Origin of the sequence: Micromonospora sp. NPDC047707, from assembly GCF_040704235.1 — a bacterium.
Classification (GTDB): Bacteria; Actinomycetota; Actinomycetes; order Mycobacteriales; family Micromonosporaceae; genus Micromonospora.
On the sequence record NZ_JBEYSU010000006.1, the window covers coordinates 234,767 to 252,377 of the forward strand.

At 71.5% G+C, this 17,611-nt stretch carries 21 protein-coding genes and 3 pseudogenes; 10 read left to right on the forward strand and 14 right to left on the reverse strand.

The genetic code is table 11. From position 1 onward, the window contains the following. Positions 1-20 precede the first annotated feature (20 nt). The 5 genes and pseudogenes from AB0873_RS09710 to AB0873_RS09730 all read right to left on the reverse strand — a co-directional run. Positions 21-435 (reverse strand): annotated as a pseudogene (locus AB0873_RS09710) (epoxide hydrolase N-terminal domain-containing protein); the annotation flags it as partial. Between the two features lie 48 nt (positions 436-483). Beyond that, positions 484-1,002 (reverse strand): peptide-methionine (S)-S-oxide reductase MsrA, encoded by a 519-nt coding sequence (msrA, locus tag AB0873_RS09715; RefSeq protein WP_155332352.1) that lies wholly within the window; start codon positions 1,000-1,002, stop codon positions 484-486. Positions 1,003-1,044: 42 nt separating this feature from the next. Continuing rightward, the gene (locus AB0873_RS09720; RefSeq protein ID WP_366599254.1) at positions 1,045-1,941 is read right to left on the reverse strand and encodes a redoxin; all 897 of its coding nucleotides are present in this window, start codon (positions 1,939-1,941) and stop codon (positions 1,045-1,047) included. Beyond that, on the reverse strand, positions 1,938-2,660 hold the full coding sequence (locus AB0873_RS09725; protein ID WP_366599256.1) for a DUF1223 domain-containing protein: 723 nt from the start codon (positions 2,658-2,660) through the stop codon (positions 1,938-1,940). The genes AB0873_RS09720 and AB0873_RS09725 overlap by 4 nt, the downstream gene beginning before the upstream one ends. A gap of 227 nt (positions 2,661-2,887) precedes the next feature. Further along, entirely contained in the window at positions 2,888-3,847 is a 960-nt protein-coding gene (locus AB0873_RS09730; protein WP_366599258.1) for a YafY family protein, read from the reverse strand. 126 nt (positions 3,848-3,973) lie between these two features. On the opposite strand from AB0873_RS09730, the gene AB0873_RS09735 reads away from it, so the two are divergent. Then, complete coding sequence (locus AB0873_RS09735; protein WP_366599260.1) at positions 3,974-4,411, forward strand: VOC family protein; 438 nt, start codon at positions 3,974-3,976, stop codon at positions 4,409-4,411. 19 nt (positions 4,412-4,430) lie between these two features. On the opposite strand, the gene AB0873_RS09740 is transcribed toward AB0873_RS09735, so the two are convergent. From AB0873_RS09740 to AB0873_RS09750, 3 genes are read right to left on the reverse strand one after another with little or no spacing between them, the layout of a single operon-like run. Continuing rightward, complete coding sequence (locus AB0873_RS09740; protein ID WP_366599262.1) at positions 4,431-4,874, reverse strand: SRPBCC domain-containing protein; 444 nt, start codon at positions 4,872-4,874, stop codon at positions 4,431-4,433. A gap of 14 nt (positions 4,875-4,888) precedes the next feature. Next, positions 4,889-5,251: a metalloregulator ArsR/SmtB family transcription factor gene (locus tag AB0873_RS09745; protein WP_366599264.1), complete on the reverse strand. Its 363-nt coding sequence runs from the start codon at positions 5,249-5,251 to the stop codon at positions 4,889-4,891. Beyond that, positions 5,248-5,703 (reverse strand): SRPBCC family protein, encoded by a 456-nt coding sequence (locus AB0873_RS09750; protein WP_366599266.1) that lies wholly within the window; start codon positions 5,701-5,703, stop codon positions 5,248-5,250. Before AB0873_RS09750 ends, AB0873_RS09745 begins: the two co-directional genes overlap by 4 nt. Positions 5,704-5,842: 139 nt before the next feature. Here AB0873_RS09750 and AB0873_RS09755 point away from each other — a divergent pair, with 139 nt between their 5' ends. Further along, positions 5,843-6,481, forward strand: a complete 639-nt coding sequence (locus tag AB0873_RS09755) for a GNAT family N-acetyltransferase (protein WP_366599268.1) — start codon at positions 5,843-5,845, stop codon at positions 6,479-6,481. Here AB0873_RS09755 and AB0873_RS09760 read toward each other — a convergent pair. Beyond that, positions 6,444-7,262: a class I SAM-dependent methyltransferase gene (locus tag AB0873_RS09760; RefSeq protein ID WP_366599270.1), complete on the reverse strand. Its 819-nt coding sequence runs from the start codon at positions 7,260-7,262 to the stop codon at positions 6,444-6,446. The two genes, AB0873_RS09755 and AB0873_RS09760, sit on opposite strands and share 38 nt — an antisense overlap. Before the next feature lie 207 nt (positions 7,263-7,469). Here AB0873_RS09760 and AB0873_RS09765 point away from each other — a divergent pair, with 207 nt between their 5' ends. The 4 genes from AB0873_RS09765 to AB0873_RS09780 all read left to right on the forward strand — a co-directional run bounded on the left by AB0873_RS09765 (position 7,470) and on the right by AB0873_RS09780 (position 9,435). Further along, positions 7,470-8,153 carry a hypothetical protein gene (locus AB0873_RS09765; protein ID WP_366599272.1) on the forward strand — a complete coding sequence of 228 codons (684 nt, stop codon included), beginning with the start codon at positions 7,470-7,472 and terminating at the stop codon, positions 8,151-8,153. Beyond that, positions 8,137-8,952 carry a class F sortase gene (locus AB0873_RS09770; protein ID WP_366599274.1) on the forward strand — a complete coding sequence of 272 codons (816 nt, stop codon included), beginning with the start codon at positions 8,137-8,139 and terminating at the stop codon, positions 8,950-8,952. The genes AB0873_RS09765 and AB0873_RS09770 overlap by 17 nt, the downstream gene beginning before the upstream one ends. Before the next feature lie 172 nt (positions 8,953-9,124). After that, positions 9,125-9,382, forward strand: coding sequence for a hypothetical protein (locus AB0873_RS09775; RefSeq protein ID WP_366599319.1), 258 nt, complete (start codon positions 9,125-9,127; stop codon positions 9,380-9,382). After that, a complete protein-coding gene (locus AB0873_RS09780; protein ID WP_366599316.1) occupies positions 9,370-9,435 on the forward strand; it encodes a hypothetical protein in 66 nt (21 codons plus the stop codon). Before AB0873_RS09775 ends, AB0873_RS09780 begins: the two co-directional genes overlap by 13 nt. A gap of 4 nt (positions 9,436-9,439) precedes the next feature. Here the strand turns inward: AB0873_RS09780 and AB0873_RS09785 are convergent. The 3 genes and pseudogenes from AB0873_RS09785 to AB0873_RS09795 all read right to left on the reverse strand — a co-directional run. Then, positions 9,440-10,020, reverse strand: a pseudogene (locus AB0873_RS09785) (response regulator transcription factor); the annotation flags it as partial. A gap of 65 nt (positions 10,021-10,085) precedes the next feature. Then, positions 10,086-10,496 (reverse strand): annotated as a pseudogene (locus AB0873_RS09790) (histidine kinase dimerization/phosphoacceptor domain-containing protein); the annotation flags it as partial. 174 nt (positions 10,497-10,670) lie between these two features. After that, complete coding sequence (locus AB0873_RS09795) at positions 10,671-11,681, reverse strand: serine protease (protein ID WP_155332368.1); 1,011 nt, start codon at positions 11,679-11,681, stop codon at positions 10,671-10,673. 749 nt (positions 11,682-12,430) lie between these two features. Here AB0873_RS09795 and AB0873_RS09800 point away from each other — a divergent pair. Then, complete coding sequence (locus tag AB0873_RS09800) at positions 12,431-13,312, forward strand: transglutaminase domain-containing protein (RefSeq protein ID WP_366599276.1); 882 nt, start codon at positions 12,431-12,433, stop codon at positions 13,310-13,312. Between the two features lie 54 nt (positions 13,313-13,366). Here AB0873_RS09800 and AB0873_RS09805 read toward each other — a convergent pair whose 3' ends face one another. Beyond that, positions 13,367-14,266, reverse strand: a complete 900-nt coding sequence (locus tag AB0873_RS09805; RefSeq protein WP_366599278.1) for a LysR family transcriptional regulator — start codon at positions 14,264-14,266, stop codon at positions 13,367-13,369. Between the two features lie 81 nt (positions 14,267-14,347). On the opposite strand from AB0873_RS09805, the gene AB0873_RS09810 reads away from it, so the two are divergent. The 3 genes from AB0873_RS09810 (at position 14,348) to AB0873_RS09820 (ending at position 16,572) form a co-directional block, all read left to right on the forward strand. After that, positions 14,348-15,340: a DMT family transporter gene (locus AB0873_RS09810; RefSeq protein WP_366599279.1), complete on the forward strand. Its 993-nt coding sequence runs from the start codon at positions 14,348-14,350 to the stop codon at positions 15,338-15,340. Between the two features lie 138 nt (positions 15,341-15,478). Further along, on the forward strand, positions 15,479-16,009 hold the full coding sequence (locus AB0873_RS09815; RefSeq protein WP_366599281.1) for an RNA polymerase sigma factor: 531 nt from the start codon (positions 15,479-15,481) through the stop codon (positions 16,007-16,009). 125 nt (positions 16,010-16,134) lie between these two features. Beyond that, positions 16,135-16,572, forward strand: coding sequence for a hypothetical protein (locus AB0873_RS09820; RefSeq protein ID WP_366599283.1), 438 nt, complete (start codon positions 16,135-16,137; stop codon positions 16,570-16,572). Between the two features lie 204 nt (positions 16,573-16,776). On the opposite strand, the gene AB0873_RS09825 is transcribed toward AB0873_RS09820, so the two are convergent. After that, positions 16,777-17,481 (reverse strand): VOC family protein, encoded by a 705-nt coding sequence (locus AB0873_RS09825; RefSeq protein WP_366599285.1) that lies wholly within the window; start codon positions 17,479-17,481, stop codon positions 16,777-16,779. Positions 17,482-17,611 lie beyond the last annotated feature (130 nt).

Here is a 17,611-nt window from a genome sequence, read left to right on the forward strand (position 1 = left end):
CTGCCGCTGCTCTGGTATCCCTCCGACGCGGCGGCGCCGTGCGCCGTGGGATCGGTCAGCGGACCGACGAGCTTCAACTGCTCGATGATCGAGCCGGGCCACCCATCGTGACGATGAGCGGCATCGCGTCCTCGTGCTTCGAACGGACGTGGATGAAATGGATGTCCAGCCCGTCGATCTCGGTGACGAAGTTCGGCAGGGCGTTCAGCCGGGCCTCGACCTTGCGCCAGTCGTACTCCTTCTCCCAGTAGCGCGCGAGCGCCTGGCCGTCTCCAGTGGCACCCCCTGCGACTGGTCGTCGACCGGCTGCTTCTCGGGCCAGCGCGTCGCCGCGATGCGCCGGCGCAGCGCGTCGGGCTCCGCCTCGGCGACCTCTACGGTGAACGGCCGGATGTCGGTGGTGGCGCGTGCCCGCGTCTCGGTCTTGACGGCCACGTGGCTCTCCTTCTCGGTCGAGTTGATTGCGGACGGCCTGGCTCGGCGCTAACCGCGGTTCTCGCCTCGCCGGGGCAGCTTCCAGTCCGGCCGGACGAAGTGGCAGGTGTAGCCCCCGGGATGCTTCTCCAGGTAGTCCTGGTGCTCCGGCTCGGCCTCCCAGAAGGGGCCGGCGGGGCCGACCTCGGTGACCACCTTGCCCGGCCACAGGCCGGAGGCGTCGACGTCGGCGATGGTGTCCTCGGCGATCTCCCGCTGCTGGTCGTCGGTGTAGAAGATGGCCGACCGGTAGCTCGCCCCCACGTCGTTGCCCTGGCGGTTCCTCGTCGTCGGGTCGTGCACCTGGAAGAAGAACTCGAGCAGGTCCCGGTAGGTCAACTTGTCCGGGTCGTAGACGATCTCGATCGCCTCGGCGTGGGAACCGTGGTTGTAGTACGTAGCGTTCGGGACGTCCCCGCCGGTGTAGCCGACCCTGGTGTCGACCACGCCGGGGCGTTTCCGGATGAGATCCTGCATCCCCCAGAAGCAGCCACCGGCCAGGATCGCCTTCTCCGTCGTGTCGGTCATCGCTCCCCTCCCCGTCCGTTGCTTACCACGTCAGGACCGGCCCTACGGGCCGAACGTGAAGACGTACGCGCGGAAGCCGGATTGGCCGGTGACGAGGCCCAGCAGGTGGTCGTCCCGGGACGCGCCGTCGACGAGCCGGACCATGGCCGCCCGGTCGAGGTGCGCGACGCCGTCCGCGTCGACGTCGGCGCCGCGCTCGCCGCCGATCGGCTCGCCGTCGAGCAGCACCCGGACCTCCGCCCGGCCGGTGGGTCCCGGGTCGACGACGAGGTTCACCTCGCCGGCGTTGAAGGGCAGGGCGAGTTCACCGGTGCCGCTGACGAGTTCGACGTACTCGCCGCCGCTGAGCCAGTCGCCGGTCACGGTGAAGGTGCCCGGCACCCCCCGGTCGGCGCCGACGTACGTCTCGGGCGTGATCCCGACGTAGGAGGGCTCCCCCACCTCGGCGAAGGCCGCCGCCTCCGGGCTGACCGGCGGCAGCCCGGTACGCGGCGCCCGGACCTCCAGCAGCCGCCGGATCTCCGACTCCACCCGCTCGTACGCCCCCTCGCCGACCCACCGGTCGACGAGCCGTCCCTCGGCGTCGAAGAGGTACTTCGCCGGCCAGGCGTCGTTGCGGAGGATCCGCCAGAACGTGAAGTCGTTGTCGAGGGCGACGGGATAGGTGAGGCCGTGGTCCCGGACCGCCCGGTCGATGTTCGCGGCGTCCCGGCCGAACTCGAACTCGGGGGCGTGCACACCGATGACGGTCAGGCCCAGGTCCGCGTAGTCGCGGTGCCACGCCTTGACGTAGGGCGCGGTGCGGATCCAGTTGACGCAGGTGTACTCCCAGATGTCGACCAGGACCACCCGGCCGCGCAGGTCGTCGGGGGTCAGCGGCGGCGAGTTGACCCACCGCTCGACGGTGATGGGAGGAAGTTGCAGGGCCATCTGCCTCATCCGGCTGCCAGGTCGACGGCCGTTGCGCCGACGATGGCCCGGTCACCGTCGTTCTGCACGTAGCCGACCACCATGGCGCGTCCCGGGTCGAGATCCGCCGGCACGTCGAGTTCGACCCGTCCGCCCCCGGTGTCCAGTCTCGCCGCCGTGAAGGCGCGCACCACGGCGTCCTGCCGCAGCCTCCGCCCGGCGTTCTCACCCCGGGGGACGTCGTTCTCCAGGCCCCGTTCGACGACGGCGACGTTCACCATCCCTCGCTGCGGCGGCCGGTCGACCTGGTAGTCGACCGTCACCCGGCGCCCGCCGCCCCCGTCGGCGGCCGCCACCGACAGCGTGACCGGCGTGACGGCCGGCGTCTTCAGGGCGTACGCGATGGCGTCCGAGGCCTGCCGGCGGTCGGAGCCGACGAACTCGGTGGTGCCGTTGACGATCATCTGCGGCGTGTACAGCCCGCCCGAGCCGAAGGCCCGCGCGTAGTCCTCCTGCCGGCGGGTGTACGCGGCGGCGCCGAAGGGGTCGGGCCAGCCCAGGTGGTCCCAGTAGTCGACGTGGAAGCCGAGGGCGTACACGGGTCGCCCCCGTTCCCGGGCGTCGCGGTCGATCTCGGACAGCGCCGACTCGGCCGGAGGACAGCTGTTGCAGCCCTGGGAGGTGAACAACTCCACCACGGCGAAGCCGGCCTGGGCGCTACCCGCCCCGCTGCGCGATGTGTCCGTCATGGCGCAACCTCCTCAGGTCCCTCCTCCTGACGACCTTGGCCTTCCCCTTCCACCCGGGACCATGCGCCCGCGCCGGCGGACCGCGGTCGCTGTCACAGTTCGGCTCCGGCCGGAAGGCGGCCAGGTGGAAGGAGTGCGACCAGGACCTGAAGTCCTACGCCCCGCCGCCGTCACCGACGAGCTCGCCGCCCGGCTGCTCACGCAGCTCGGGGCGCCGGCGACGGTCGTCAGCCGGTTTCGGCCATCGCCGAGAGGCGGCGGGCGAGCCGGCCGGCGGCCTCGCGCAGTTCGGGCGGCTCCAGCACCTCCGCGTCGAAGCCCAGCCGGGCCACGTGCACGGCGAGCCAGTCCAGGTCGTCCCCACCGAGGACGAGCACGCACCACCCGTCGCGGTCGTCCTCGACGCGCCCCACCTGGGGCGGCACGAACTCCCGTACGCGGTCAGGCGGGGCGTGCACCCGGACCCGGCCGAGATACCGGTACGGCGCCTCGGTCACGGACCGGTGCACGTACGCGACCGGGTCCGGATGCTCCCGCGGCCGGAAGCGCCAGGTCGTCGCCGCCACCTCGCGCATCCGGTCCAGCCGGAAGGTGCGCCAGTCGTCGTGGTCGACGTCCCGGGCCATCAGGTACCAGCGGCGGCCGGTGGTGACCATCCGCACCGGTTCGACGGTGCGCTCGCGCTCCCCGCCGTCGCGTCCGGCGTACCGGAACCGCACCCGCACGGTGTCGCGGCAGGCCCGCGCGAGTGTCACCAGCAGCTCCGCGTCGATCTCGACCCCGGGGCCGACCAGGGTGTCGGTGGCCCCGTGCACCGCCCGCACCTCGGCGCGCAGGCGGGACGGCATCACCTGGTCGAGCTTCGCGAGCGCGCGCAGCGCCGCCTCGCCCGCCCCGGCGACCGTGCCTCCGGACGCCAGCCGCAGGGAGACCGCCGTCGCGATTGCCTCCTCGTCGTCGAGGAGCAGCGGCGGCAGCCGGGTGCCCGCGCCGAGCCGGTAGCCGCCGCCGACGCCCGCCGTCGCGTGCACCGGGTAGCCGAGCGCCCGCAGCCGCTCCACGTCGCGGCGCACCGAGCGGTCGGTGACCCCCAGCTGTGCGGCGAGCGCGGAGGCGGTCCACGACGGCCGCCGCTGCAGCAGCGCCAGCAGTCGCAGCACCCGCTCGGTCGTCCGCTCGACGGTCACCGGTCCATCGTTGCACCGATCTAGGAATGATCCTGTCCGCTATGGCGGGCAGGCTGGGGCTGGTGTACCTGCTCCGCGACCTTTACCTGCACACTGACCGACAGACCTGACAGGAGGCGAGCTGAGATGGCCCGCGACGTCCAGATCACTTTCGACTGCGCCGACCCGGCCGGCTTGGCCGCGTTCTGGGCCGAGGCCCTCGGCTACCAGGTGCAGCGCGCTCCCGACGGCTTCGAGTCGTGGGACCAGGCACTGGAGGCGATGGGCGTGCCGCCGGAGCGGCGCAACGACGCCTCGGCGTTGGTCGACCCCGAGGGCGCCCGGCCACGGCTGTTCTTCCAGCGCGTGCCGGAGGGCAAGCAGGCCAAGAACCGCGTACACCTCGACGTGCGGGCCGCGCCCGGGCTCGCGGGCGACGCGCGGATGGCGGCCCTGGAGGCGGAGGCCGCGCGGCTGGTCTCTCACGGCGCCACCCGGCTCGAGCGCCACGAGCCCGCTCCCCCGCTCGGGACCGGCCACATCGTGATGGCCGATCCCGAGGGCAACGAGTTCTGCCTCGACTGACCCGACGCGCGGCGGCGGGTCAGTGCCAGTCGCTGATCCGCACGTCGCGCGGGTCGGGGGCGCCTTCCCCGGTCTCGAGGAGCTGCTTGAGGCTCATCAGGTAGGTGCCCCACTTGGTGCTGCAGTGGTTCATGAACTCGACCGGCTCACGCCAGCCCTCGTGCCGGAACAGCACGATCGTGTACTCGCCGTCCTGGCGGAGGTCCCACTGGATGCTGGTGCCGATCCACTCCTCCGGGCCGTCCACGACGTTCCAGCGGACGAGGCGGCCCGGATCGAGCTGGGCGACCTTCATGTCGAACCCGCCCGGCCGGAACCGGAACTCGATCACACCGCCGAGGTCCGGCTGTCCCGACGTCTTCTCGGTCCACCAGCCGGACAGGCCGTCCAGGGTGGTGAGCGCGGCGTACACCTGCTCCGGTGAGGAGCGTTCGACGCCGATGCGGTGAAGGATGTCTGCCATCTCCGTGATCCTGTCTACTCGTTCTTCCCGGTCTCGTCGGTCTTTTCCGTGTCACGCTGGATCGTCTCGGCGATGCGCTTGATGCGCCGCAGGCGGCGGTCCCAGGCGGCGCCGACGTCGGTGAGCTGGGCGACGGCGCGGGTGAGCTGGGCCTGGTCGACCCGGAACTGCCTCTCGCGGCCGGCGGCTGTGGCGCGCACCAGGCCGACGCGGTCGAGGACGGCGAGGTGCTTCGCCACCGCCTGCCGGGTCACCGGCAGGTGCTCGCTCAGGCTGGTCGCCGTCCCGCTGCCCTCGCTCAGCAGCAGGTCGAGCATCCGGCGGCGGGTCGGGTCGCCGACCGCCGACCAGAGGTCGTCGTCCACCAGCACGCTCATGCCGCGACCTTCGCGGCGTACGCCGGCAGCCGCGACAGGAAGTGGTCCCAGCCGCTGACGTGGTCGGCGTACTCGGCGGCGACCTTGGCCTCGTCCCAGCCGCGCTCGCGGAAGCCGCTCTCGGTCATCCGCAGGAGCGTCCCGTCGCCGTGGGGTTCGAGCTCGAAGACGACCAGGAACGAGTTGCCCTGGGCGGCGGTCTCCCCCTCCGCGTGGGTCCACCGGAAGGAGAAGAGCCGCGGCGGCACGGCGTCGACGACGGTGAACTGCACCCAGGTGCCGCCCTGCGCGGGGTCCCCGAAGCAGATCCGCCCCGCTCCGCCGGGCACGGCCGGGTACTCGGCCTCGTCCGGCCACCACTCGCGCAGGTGCTCGGGACTGCTCACCACGTCGAAGACGACCTCGGGTGAGGCGTCGATGTGGATCTCCCGCTCGATCGTTCCGTACTCCATACCGGCCACCTTTCGCAACGTTTGGTTGCGCATCACGCTAGCCGATCCGCCGACCTAACGCAACCGATGGTTGCTCGGTGAGCATCGGCCACCGCCTAATCGGATCGCCGCACCCGACGCGTCGTGCGATCGTTGCCGGGTGCCTCAGCCGATCTTGCGCACCGACCGCCTGCTGCTCGTCCCCCTCGCCGACCGGCACCTGGAGCTGGAGGTCCAGCTCGACTCCGACCCGGAGGTGCTGCGCTACCTCTACGGCCGGGCGCGGTCCCGGGACGAGGTGGTCGCGTCACACGCGCAGCGGATGGCCCTCGCCGACACGGTGGACGGCCTGGGCTACTGGACGGCGTTCGGCACCGACGGCGGGGCGCGCGGCTCGACGCCGCCGGCCAGCGAGGACGAGGGCGACTTCGTCGGGCTGATGATGCTCCCGCCGGCGCACGGCCCCGACCAGCCGGACGACCCCACGGTCAGCGACCTGGGTTACCGCATCCTCCGCCGCTGCTGGCGGCGGGGCCTGGCCAGCGAGGCGTCCCGCACGCTCCTGCGGCACGCCTTCGACACCGTCGGGCAGCGCCGGGTGATCGCGCAGACCATGGCCGTGAACGCCGGCTCCCGGGGCGTGCTGGAGGCCGTCGGCATGCGGTACGTGCGCACGTACTTCCCGTCCTGGGACGACCCGCTGCCGGGGAGCGAGCTGGGTGAGGTCGAGTACGAGATGACCCGCGAGATGTGGCAGGCCCTCAACCCCGGAGACCGCGAGCGGGCGGACATCGGCTGACCCGGCGCGCCAGGCACAGCCCGGTGGTCAACCTCTGCTCGACGACGCCGCCGCGCGCGTCGACGAGGTCGGCCAGGGCGCGGTGCAGGCGGGACCGCTGCTGCTCGGGCAGCATCCGGTGCGGGGAGAAGGTGGACAGTAGGGTGAGGTAGCGGGCGGTGTCGTACGGCACCACCGTCACGACCCGCTGCTCCTCGACGTCGGTGAACCACGGCGAACCACGCAGTTCGTCCGGGTGGAACACGCCCGGGTGGCGGGTGTTGACCGGCCGTCCGGGCTGGTCGGCGATCTCCGGCGCGTGCTGCAGGTACACCGCGTCCAGCTCCGCCCGCAGTCGTGCGTCGACGAAGCCGAAGTCGTGCCCGAAGACCGCGAGCACCCCGCCCGGCGCCAGCGCCTCGGCGGCCAGGCGGCTGCGCCGGGTTCGGTCGACCCAGTGCCAGGCCTGCGCGCTGGCCAGCAGGTCGACTACGCCCGGCGGCGGGGTCCAGTCCTCGAACCGGCTGACCACCACCGACACCAGGTCGTCGCCGTCGAAGCGGCGGGTCAGCAGCGCGGCCATCGCCGGGTCGGGTTCGACGCAGGTCAGCGGTACGCCGAGGCCACGCAGCAGCGCAGTGCCCTTGCCCGTCCCCGCGCCCGACTCCGCCACGGTCCTCGGCGCCCGGCCCGCGTACGCGGTGATCAGGTCCAGGATCTCCGCCGGGTAGCCCGGCCGGACGTCGTCGTAGGCGTCGGCGACCTCGCCGAACACCCGCCGCTGCTCCCGTGGCGCCGTCATGGGTGGACCCTACCGATGGCGGCGCGCCACCGCCCAGACGGGACAGAGAGGGCGGGTATCCCCCAAACAACACGAATTAACTACTTATTGCCTCTCACCCCTTAGATGTTACGAAACCTGGAAGTTCCTCTGCTTTCGGATGAATCCGCTTAACGTTCGACGTGGCTCGTCCTCCAGAGCCACCACGAGAGAGTGAGGAACAGTTCGATGAGTTTTCTGACCAAGCTCGCCGGCGGCGTGGTGCTGGGCAGCGCCGCCCTGCTACTCGCCACGCCCGCCACCGCGCTCGCCGCGTACGACGACGGATCCAAGGACCGCAAGACGTCGGACCAGGGACAGAAGTGGGACGGGAAGTCGGACGGGAAGTCCGGCCGGAAGTCGGACGACAAGCCGAAGACGTTCGACCTGAAGGACAAGCAGGGCAACGGGGTCATCTGCGCGACCACCAAGCAGATCAACGAGCAGAACGTCAACCAGATCATCAAGGACAACACCATCACGGACAGCATCGTCACCTTCGACCTGTCCGCGACGCAGGCGGCGGCGAACAACAACCAGGCCGGAAAGATCATCGTCGTCTGCATCCGCGACCTCGACGTCGAGCTGGACGTGGAGGTCGACCTCCTCGGCGACCTCCTCCGGATGGTCGAGGCCGCTTCGCCGGCGGGCCAGCGCGCCGCCACCGCCGCCGCTCCCGGCGGCGCGTACGCGGGTCCGGAAGGAGCCTGGGTGCTGCCGAGGACGGCCGGGGTCGCGGCCGGTGACGGTGGCGCACTCTCCGACACCGACACCGGTGCCCTCACGGCGGCCGGTGCCGGCATGATGGGCGTTGGCGTGCTCGGTGGCATCGCCCTGCTGCGTCGGCGGTCCGCCAATGACACTGCCGCCTGAGGCGGCGAGGAGCGCCAGCGGCCGCCACGGTTTCCCGTGGCGTGCCGCTGGCTTCTCCCTGGTCGTCCTTGTCATCCTCACCGGAGCAGGACTGGTCGGGCTCGCCGCCACGGCTCCCGATCCGGTCGGGCCGCCGCCGCAGCCCGATCCCGCCGCCGCACCGGAGTTCCTGCTGTCACCGCCGTCGGACCAACCCACCACGGCAGCAGCAGCACCGACGCCGAGCGGAACCAGCGCGTCGCCGAGCACCGGGGCGACGCCCGGCGCGCCGCGCCGTGCCCGCGGGTCCGCCGCGACCCGTCCGTCTCCCGCGCCGACGGTGGTCGGGATGGTGCGCTCCCAGCCGACCCGCATCAAGATCCCGCGCATCGGCGTCGACGCGCCGACGGTTCCGCTCGGGCTCGACCGGAACCAGCAGATCGCGGTCCCGCCGCTGAACCAACCCAGGACAACCGGGTGGTACAAGCTGGGGCCGACTCCCGGCGAGGTGGGGACCGCCGTGGTGGTGGGCCACGTCGACTCCCGGGTCAGCGGACGAGCCGTCTTCTTCCGCCTGGGCGCGCTGAAACCGAAGGACACCATCGAGGTGCTCCGCCAGGACGGCAAGAAGGCCACCTTCGTCGTCGACGGGGTGGCCCGCTACCCGAAGGCCAAGCTCCCGCTGAGCCAGGTCTACGGCCACACCGGCAAGGCGCAGCTCCGGTTGATCACCTGTGGTGGCGCCTACGACAAGGCGACGAAGTCGTACCGGGACAACATCGTGGTGTTCGCGACCCTGACCACCGGCCGCGCCACCTGAGGCGCTGACTCGCGCCGGACGACGGCCGCAGGAGGACAACCCCGGTGGTACGACGCGCGGAGCGCGCGCAACCCAGGTGGTACGCCCATCGGCAACTCCGGCATGACGACTGGTGAGCACACCCGCCCATACGCTGCCGCCGGTAGTCGTCACGCGAGCGAGGGGGTCTCCGATGAACGTCCGTCACCTGCTTGTCGCCGCCGCAGCCGCCCTGCTCGGGGGGTTCGGGTCCGCCGCACCGGCGGCCGCGCACGTCTCCACCCAACCGTTCGCCGCCAGCGTCGACAGCATGAGCGCCGGGCGGCTCGGTGCCAGCGTCGCCGCCGTGCTGGGGCTGGCCGGCCTGGTCATCGGAGGGCTGGACCCGCCAGTCGGATCGGCACCGGCTCCGGGCGGTTCGGAGCCACCGTGGCCCTGGTGGCGGGGCTGACCGGCATGGCCCTCGGTGGGCTGGCCCTGGTGCGTTCCCGCCGCGCCGGTTGAGTTGTCAGGAGCGGGCGAGCCAACCGGGAACGGTCAGGCCGGACTCGTACGCGAGAATCACCAACTGGGCCCGGCCGCGGACCTGGGTCTTGGTCATGATCCGGCTGACGTGCGTCTTCGCGGTGGCCGGGCTGAGCACCAGGCGCGCCGCTATCTCGTCGTTGGACAGGCCGGCGGCGACCAGCGCCATCACCTCACGCTCCCGCTCGGTGAGCGCGCTCAGCCGCGGCCCCGGGTCCGGATGCGTGACCCGGGCGGTGAACTCGGAGATCAGCCGGCGGGTGATCGACGGCGCGATCAGCGCGTCACCGCGCGCCACCACCCGCACCCCGTGGATCAGCTCCGTCGGCTCGGTGTCCTTGACCAGGAAGCCGCTCGCGCCCGCCCGTAGCGCGCCGTAGACGTAGTCGCCAGGTCGAACGTGGTCAGGATGATCACGCGGACCTCGGAGGTCGCGGTGATCTCCCGGGTGGCGGCCAGGCCGTCCAGTCCGGGCATGCGGATGTCCATGAGGACGACGTCCGGCCCCAGGTGTCGGGCGAGCCGCACCGCCTCGGCACCGTCGGCGGCCTCGCCGACCACCTCACCAACACGTCGTCGCGGTCGGGCCGGGCGCGGACCACCACGGTGGGGTCCGGGCGGTGCAGCGCGGCACTGGCCTGCACGTTGATCAGCGAGAGGTGGTGGCCGAGCACGTCGTGCAGCTCGCGGGCGATGCGCAACCGCTCGTCGGTCGCCCGGCGCCGGGCCTCCGCCTCCTTGCTCTGCTCCGCCGCGAGCACCCGGGCCTGCACCTCGGCGAGGTACGCCCGGCGGTTGCGGGTCACGCCGACGATGACCGCGACGAGCCAGCCGGCGTGCAGCAGCGTCGCGCTGTCGGCGGTCCTGGTGTAGCTGTCCGCGACGGCGAAGGCGACGGCCAGCACAGCCAGCAGCGCCAGCCATTCGGTGGCGGTGTCGATGCCACGCGACTGCACCACCAGGCCGATGAACGCGACCAGGCCGACCACGACCACCAGCGCGGTGTTCGCCACCCGGCCATCGCGGCGCCACGTCACCATGCGCCGAAGCCCAACGTCCTGCGACGCCGGGAAGAACGCCGAAACCGCCGGGCCGCCAGGCCCCCGGTGGCCTGCACCTGGCCGCGTCTCCACCACTGTGGACCCGCGCCGACGACGCCTCCGCGCACGTGAGGAGCCCCGGCCGTGGGGCCGGGGCTCCGGTGTGCACGTGGGTCACGCCGGGGACAGACCCTCCGCGAAGTCGTAGAGGCTCTTGATGTCGTTGTCGAAGTACGGGCCGTCGAACTGCCCGTTGCCCGGGTTGTCGCCGTGGCTCACGACGCTGTTGATGTACCCGAGGCCGTTCTGGTCGTTGTACTCCTGCAGCCAGGGTCCGCCGCTGGAGCCGTAGGTCATGTTGCACCACATCCGGATCTGCTGGCCGCCCGCGTGCCAGGTGCCGCTCTGGCAGTACCACTGGACCTCGCCGCCGCCGAGGTTCGACGGGTAGCCGAGGGCGGTGATCAGGGGAATGTTGTAGCCCCAGTTCCAGCGCAGACCGTGGCCGCCGACCGTGTCGACGACCTTGAGGCCCCAGTTACCGCCGTTGTGCATGATGGCGATGCCCATGTCCTCGTCGTAGCTGTTGTTGTTGATCCACGCGGTGCGGGTCGTGAGCTGGTAGGCCACGAACGTGCCGAACGGCCGCGCGCCGTGGCGGTAGCGCGGAACGAACTGCCAGTTGCGGTACCACTGCCCGCCGCGGCCCTGGTGCACGCAGTGACCCGCGGTCATGACGAGTCGGCGCTTGCCGCTGGCGACGGCGCTCGCCGAGCAGGAGGCGGTACCGCCGGACGGGGTGGTGAAGTAGACCTTGCCGACGACCGCCGACTCGTTGAGCTGGATGCTGATGTCGCCGGTGCTGGCGACGCTCGGCTTCACCGGCGCGACCGCGCCCGCCGGCCCGACGGGCTTCGCCACCCGGTCGGAGGACTCGGTGGCGCCGGGGCGCTTCGCGATGTCCAGGTCGACGGCGTTGGCCATGCGCTCCGGCGTCCAGAACGCGGTCACCTCCTTGGCGATCTTCGCGTTGGTGATCGCGCGACCGTCGCTGGTGCGGGCGACCGTGGTGGTGTTGCCGTTCTTGTCGGTCGTGGTCGGCTTGGCCTCGGCGGCCGTCGGTCCGGTCACGACCAGCGCGAGTGCCAGGCTGGCCGTTGCGGACCATCGCAGGGTTGATTTCAAGTGCCCCTCCTATTTTCCTCGTGCCCCCGATTGGGCCACCGCAACGTATCGACTGAATTGCATTCGGCGCAACGTGATCCAATGGCAGATAATTGACACCGTCACCGGGCGATCGAAAACGGTGCGCAAATCCCAGCGCCGCAATTCCGCGGCCTCCGCCGGAGAACGTCCTTCACTGTCGGCGGGTGGGAGTTGCGATGCCGGCAGGTTGATGTCGACGCAAGTCCCCTCGCTGTTGCGAGGGTTGTGGCCAGGCAATATGGGCGCTTGGCGGTGATCGCAACCCGGAAGTCAAGGGCAGCATGCGAATCCGAATGAACAACCGGCGACAATCCCATTGTCACTGCGGACCCTAATCCCGGTGGACGATCTTCCGCCCACTCCGCAGCCACGTGACGCGACGCACAGAGGCACCGCGAAGGCGCGCTTCCTCGCGTACTGAATGGCCCCGGCATTCGTAGCCCGAGGCAAGCAGGACAGGGATTTCGCCAGCCACAGTCACAATGCGGGCAATTGGGGAGTCAGGATCCCGACGACCGCATCCGATCAGCCCCGACCCCCGCGCCCGACCGGTGCCCGTCCGTCGACGCCGGCGCGCGGCATCCTGGCCTTCGTCGCCCTGGCACTGGCGGCCCTGTCGACGATCGCCTTCGCCGTGGTCGGCCTGCCGCTGCGCGAATCCCTGCCGCCCCATGACGGTCGGCCCGCCGTCTTGACTCTCACACGATGTGATGGGGGAGGCTCACCGCATGGACATCGACGACTACCGGACGCACTCCCCCTACAGCGCCCCCCGGCAGCACCATCGCCTCCTCGACGCCGTGCCCGCAGACATCGCCGACGTCGCGGCGACCGCCCGCAACGTGATCGTCCACTACCGTGTCGGTGGCGTGGATCTGCCCGCAGATCGGATGGACGAGGTGAACCGCCGCTGGGTGGACCGCATCCTCGACACCGACCAGTCCCGCTGTCCACTGCCGCTCACCGCCGCGCGGCCGGCCGCCGACCGCGTCGCGGGCTGCTGCCGGGACCACACGCTCTTCTCGATCGCCGTGCTGCGCCAGCACGGCATCCCCGCCCGCAGCCGGGTCGGCTTCGCCTCCTACTTCACACCCGGCTGGCATCACGACCACGTGCTTCTGGAGTTCTGGGACGGCGAGCGCTGGGTCTGGGCCGACCCGGAACTCGACCCGGCCGGTGAGTGGCAGTTCAACGGCTACGACATCGACCCGGGGGCCGGGCTGTTCGACTCGGCGGCGCGGGTGTGGTCGGCGTACCGGGCCGGGACGATCGATCCCGACGCCTACGGCGTGGACAGAGGGCTGCCGACGCTCCGCGGCGCCTGGTTCATCTACAACTACGTCCTGCACGAACTCGCGCACCGGCAGAAGGACGAGTTGCTGCTGTGGGACGACTTCGGCGCGATGACCGGCGACATCGCGGCCGCTGATCTCGCGCTCGCCGACGAGATCGCCGCGCTGCTGCTGGCCGCGGACGACGGCGACGAGGCCGCGGAGAAGGCGCTCACCGACCGGTACGCGGCCGATGCCCGCCTACGCCCCGAACCCGAGATCCGCAGCGTCTCCCCCGTCACCGGCGTCTTCACCACAGTGGACCTGCGCCGAGGGTAGATCGGCCGACCGGCGCCGGCCCACTCCCGTGGCGGCTCATCCGGGGAGAGCGGTCTACGTCGCGTACCCGGAGGTGGCGGCCTCCCGCAGCGCGGCGACCGCCGTCCGCACCGCCGGTCTGTGCTCGACCGCGTCGTGGACCACCACGTGGATCGACCGGATCGGCGTCGGACGGACCAGCCGGACGCAGCTCACGCCGTCGGGCAGGTGAGCCGCGCCGAGCGCGGGGAGCACCGTGAGGCCGATGCCGGCCGCGACGAAGGCGAGCGCCGTCGGGTAGTCGTGCGCCTCGACCCGGAAAACCGGGTTGAAGCCGGCGGCGGTGCAGGCCTCGATGAGGTTGGCGCGGCACCAGCCGCGGGCGAAGTCGTTGTCGACCCAGCGCTCGTCGGCGAGGTCGGCCAGGTCCACCTCCCCCTGCCCGGCGAGGCGGTGCCCGGCGGGCAGCACGGCCACGTACGGGTCGTCGAGGAGGTGGTGGGCGGTGAAGCCGGACCCGGGGTCGAACCCGGCGGCCGCCACGACCACCTGCACGTCGGCGCGTTCCTCCCGGCTGTCCGGAATGTGTTCGCGCAGTTCCAGGTCGAGCCGGACACCGGGAAGGTCGGTGAGGACACGCCGCACCACGAGCGGCATCCACGCCGCGCCCACCGACGCGAAGTACGCGATGGACAGTGCGCCGGTGCGGCCGGCGCGCAGGTCCGCGATCAGCGACTCGGCCGCCCCGAGGCGGAGGAGCACCCGGTCCGCCTCGGCGGCGAGGGCGTGCCCGGCGGCGGTGGGCCGCAGGCCCCGCCCCGCTCGGGCGAGGAGGGTGAGGCCGGTCTCGCGCTGGAGGGCGGTGAGGTGCTGGCTGACGGCGGACGGGGTGTAGCCCAGGTTGGCGGCGGCCGCCTGGACGGAGCCGGACGCGACGACGGAGCGGAAGACACGGAGGCGGTGGACGTCGAGCACAGCACGACGATAAAGCCTTGCTAAACAGTTGTGAAGAAACAGTCGCTGGTGCTGAACATTCGGGCGCACGAGAATCGCCCCATGACGCCTGCGCAGCTCACCGCCGCCCCGCTCCGGCCGGACGCCACCGAGGGCGACCGCGCCCGCGCGGCGTACCCCCGGTCCTGGCCCACCCTCGTCGCCGCCGGGACGACGGTGTTCCTGTGGGCGTCGGCGTTCGTCGGAATCCGCTTCGTCGGGCACGACTACTCCCCCGGCGCCCTGGCGCTGGGCCGCATGGCGGCGGCCTCCGTCGCGCTGAGCGCGTTCGTGGCCTTCACCGCCGGGCTGCGACGCGCCCGTCCTCCGCACGCCGCGCCGGAGCCGCACGGCCCGGCGCCCCGCCGGGCCGCTCTGCCCCGTGGCGGCACCCTGGGGCTCATCGCGCTGTGGGGCGTGGCCTGGTTCGGCGGGTACAACGTGGCGCTCAACGCCGCCGAACGGCTGGTCGACGCCGGGACGGCGGCACTGCTGGTGGCGTTCGCGCCGATCCTCGTCGCGGTGGCCGCGGTCCTCGTCCTGGGCGAGCGGCTCACCGGCCGGCTCGGCGCCGGCGTGGCGATCGCCTTCGCCGGCGTCGCCCTGATCGCGGCCAGCGGCTTCACCGGGCACGCCGACAAGGTCGGCGTCGCCCTCGCCGTGCTCGCCGCCCTGCTGTACGCCTTCGGCGTCCTGCTCCAGAAGCGCCTGCTGGCGCGGGTGGACGCCGTGACGATGACCTGGCTCGGCGCGCTGGCCGGGACCGCGGCGCTGCTGCCGTTCGCCCCCACGTTCCTCGGACAGCTCGCCACCGCCCCGCCGGCGGCCACCCTCGGCATGCTCTACCTGGGCGTCTTCCCGACCGCGGTCGGCTTCCTCGCCTGGGGCTACGTCCTGTCCCGCTGGACCGCGGGGCGCACCACCGCCGCCACCTACCTGGCACCGCCGGTGACCGTCCTGCTGTCGTGGCTGCTGCTGGACGAGGTGCCGGCGCCACTCGCCCTGCTGGGCGGCGCGCTCTGCCTGACCGGCGTGGTGCTCGCGACGCGCCGCTGACGCCAGGCCTGAAGAGAAGCCGCTGAATCTTGCGCGAAGCGGTAAGCAAACACGCCCGTGCCGACAAGTACTAGTGTCAGATCACCACTTGGAGGACCGGTGCCAGATGCTGAGCGGTCAGCGGCGGAACGACAACGCTTGACCGAGCTGTTCCACCGTCATGGCAACGACATCTACGCCTACGTCTGCGATCGCCTCGGCACGGATGACGCGCACGACCTTGTCGCCGACGTCTTCCTCGTAGCCTGGCGTCGACTGCCGGCGGTCAGGCCCGGCGAGGAGCGTCCCTGGCTGTTCGGCGTCGCGCGTCGTCTGATGCTTGAGCATCGCCGGCTCAGCGCCACGCACGCTGCCCTGCAGACCAGGCTTGAGGGGATCGGTGAGCCGCGCGTCGCCGGCATGGAGGCCGTCGTCGACGAACGGACCCGCGTTGCCGCTGCGCTGCAGGAGCTGCCAGAGCCGGACCGAGAGGTGCTCCTGTTGCGTTACTGGTACGACCTGAACAGCAAGGAAGCGGCCAAGGTGCTCGGCTGCACAACCGCCACCTTGGCGGTGCGTCTGCACCGCGCCCGCCGCAGGTTCGAGCGCGTGTACGAGGCCGGCGAACAACAGGATCAGCAACCAGCGCTGGACAAGACGTTCACCATCTACGCGAGGGGGCAGGTGTGAAGCTGGACCGCAAGTCAACCGGTGCCCGCATCGCGGGAGCTCGTCCTGACGTCCGGCCCGACTTTGTTCGTACCGCACCTGGTTCGGCATTGCTGGCTCGCCTCCTGGAGACACCCCGACCTGCGGTGGAGCAGCGATCCAAGCGGCGGGCGGTGACGGTAGGCGCGGCGGTGGTGCTCGGCACGCTTCTTGCCGGCGGGGCGACGGCTGCGATCGGCGGCTATGGCGCACCGACAGCGCCGTCGGAGGCACTGCCCGCCAACGCCGACGCCTTCCTCTGCGCGACCGCCGGCCTGCGCGGCATGGGTGAGGTGCCGGCTCGGGCGGGCGAAACGCCCGTCGACGCCTGCCGACGAGGGTGGGAGAAGGTGTTCGGGGGTGATGCGCCGACGCACCTGTACGGGTGTGTGAAGCGGGCAACGGCAGGCCCGACGCCTGGGACGGAGCCCTCGACCACCCCGGCGTGGGGTGCGGTGGTCTACGTGGTTGACGGAGACCAGTTCAAGGACGCGGCGCAGACGTGCGGCTCGGTCGGCATGTTCGTGGCACCTGCGCGCCGGTGAAAATGCGTGACGGGGGAGACAGCATCTCCTCCCCCGTCACGCATTTATCTACACGCACACGGATCAGGGCCAGTTGGGCTTCCTGATGAGTGCAATCAAACGCTACGTAGAGTGGGCACGGGGATTCTGGGATGCGATAGGAGCTGCGGCGGTCATGTTCAGCGACGTGGTCGACCACTGAGGCGTTCCGGTTGACCCGGGCGATCAGTTGTCTCTCAGGCAGAACTCGTTGCCGTCGGGGTCGGCCAGCACGACGGCGCCGTCCTCATCGACCTCCAGCCGAGTGGCCCCGAGGGAGACCAGCCGCTCGACCTCCGCCCGCTGGTCGCCACCGGCCACGGCGAGGTCGAATCGCTGCCGGTTCCTCCCCTTCTTCGGAGCCACCGGCGGACCACCCCAGGCGACCTTCGTGCCACCGTGCGGTGACTGGATCGCGGTCTCCTGGTCCTGGTCCCACACCAGCGGCCAGCCCAGCGCGTCGCGCCAGAAGAGGCCGACCTCCCGGGTGCCGTCGCAGGCGAGTTCGCCGAGCGGGCCGCACCCGGCGAGGAAGTTGTTGCCGGGTGCGATCACGCAGAACTCGTAGCCTTCGGGGTCGGCCAGGACGACGTGCCCCTCATCGGGGCGCTGCCCGACGTCGAGGTGACCGCCACCGAGCCGCAGCGCCGTCGCCACCCGGTGCTGCTGGTCGGCGGGGCTGTCGCTGGTCAGGTGCAGGTGCATGCGGTTCGGCCGCACCAGCTCCGCGCGGCTCGACGCGAACCGGAGGCTGAGCTGGGTGTCGTCGCCGGGCAGGAGCGCACCATCGGCGTCCTCGACGACCTCCCGGCCGAGCATGCCGGCCCAGAACTCCGCCAGGCGAGCCGGGTCGCGGGCATCGAAGGTCACCGACAGCAGCCTCGAGGTCATCGCCTCACGGTAGGCACGGGCCAGCAGGGCAACAAGCCAATAACGCCGGTCACCGGGGCTCCCCGCGCATGTAAAAGTTTCTAGACACGGCGTCAAAGACGCTTTACTCTGACCATGTCAAGGATGCTTT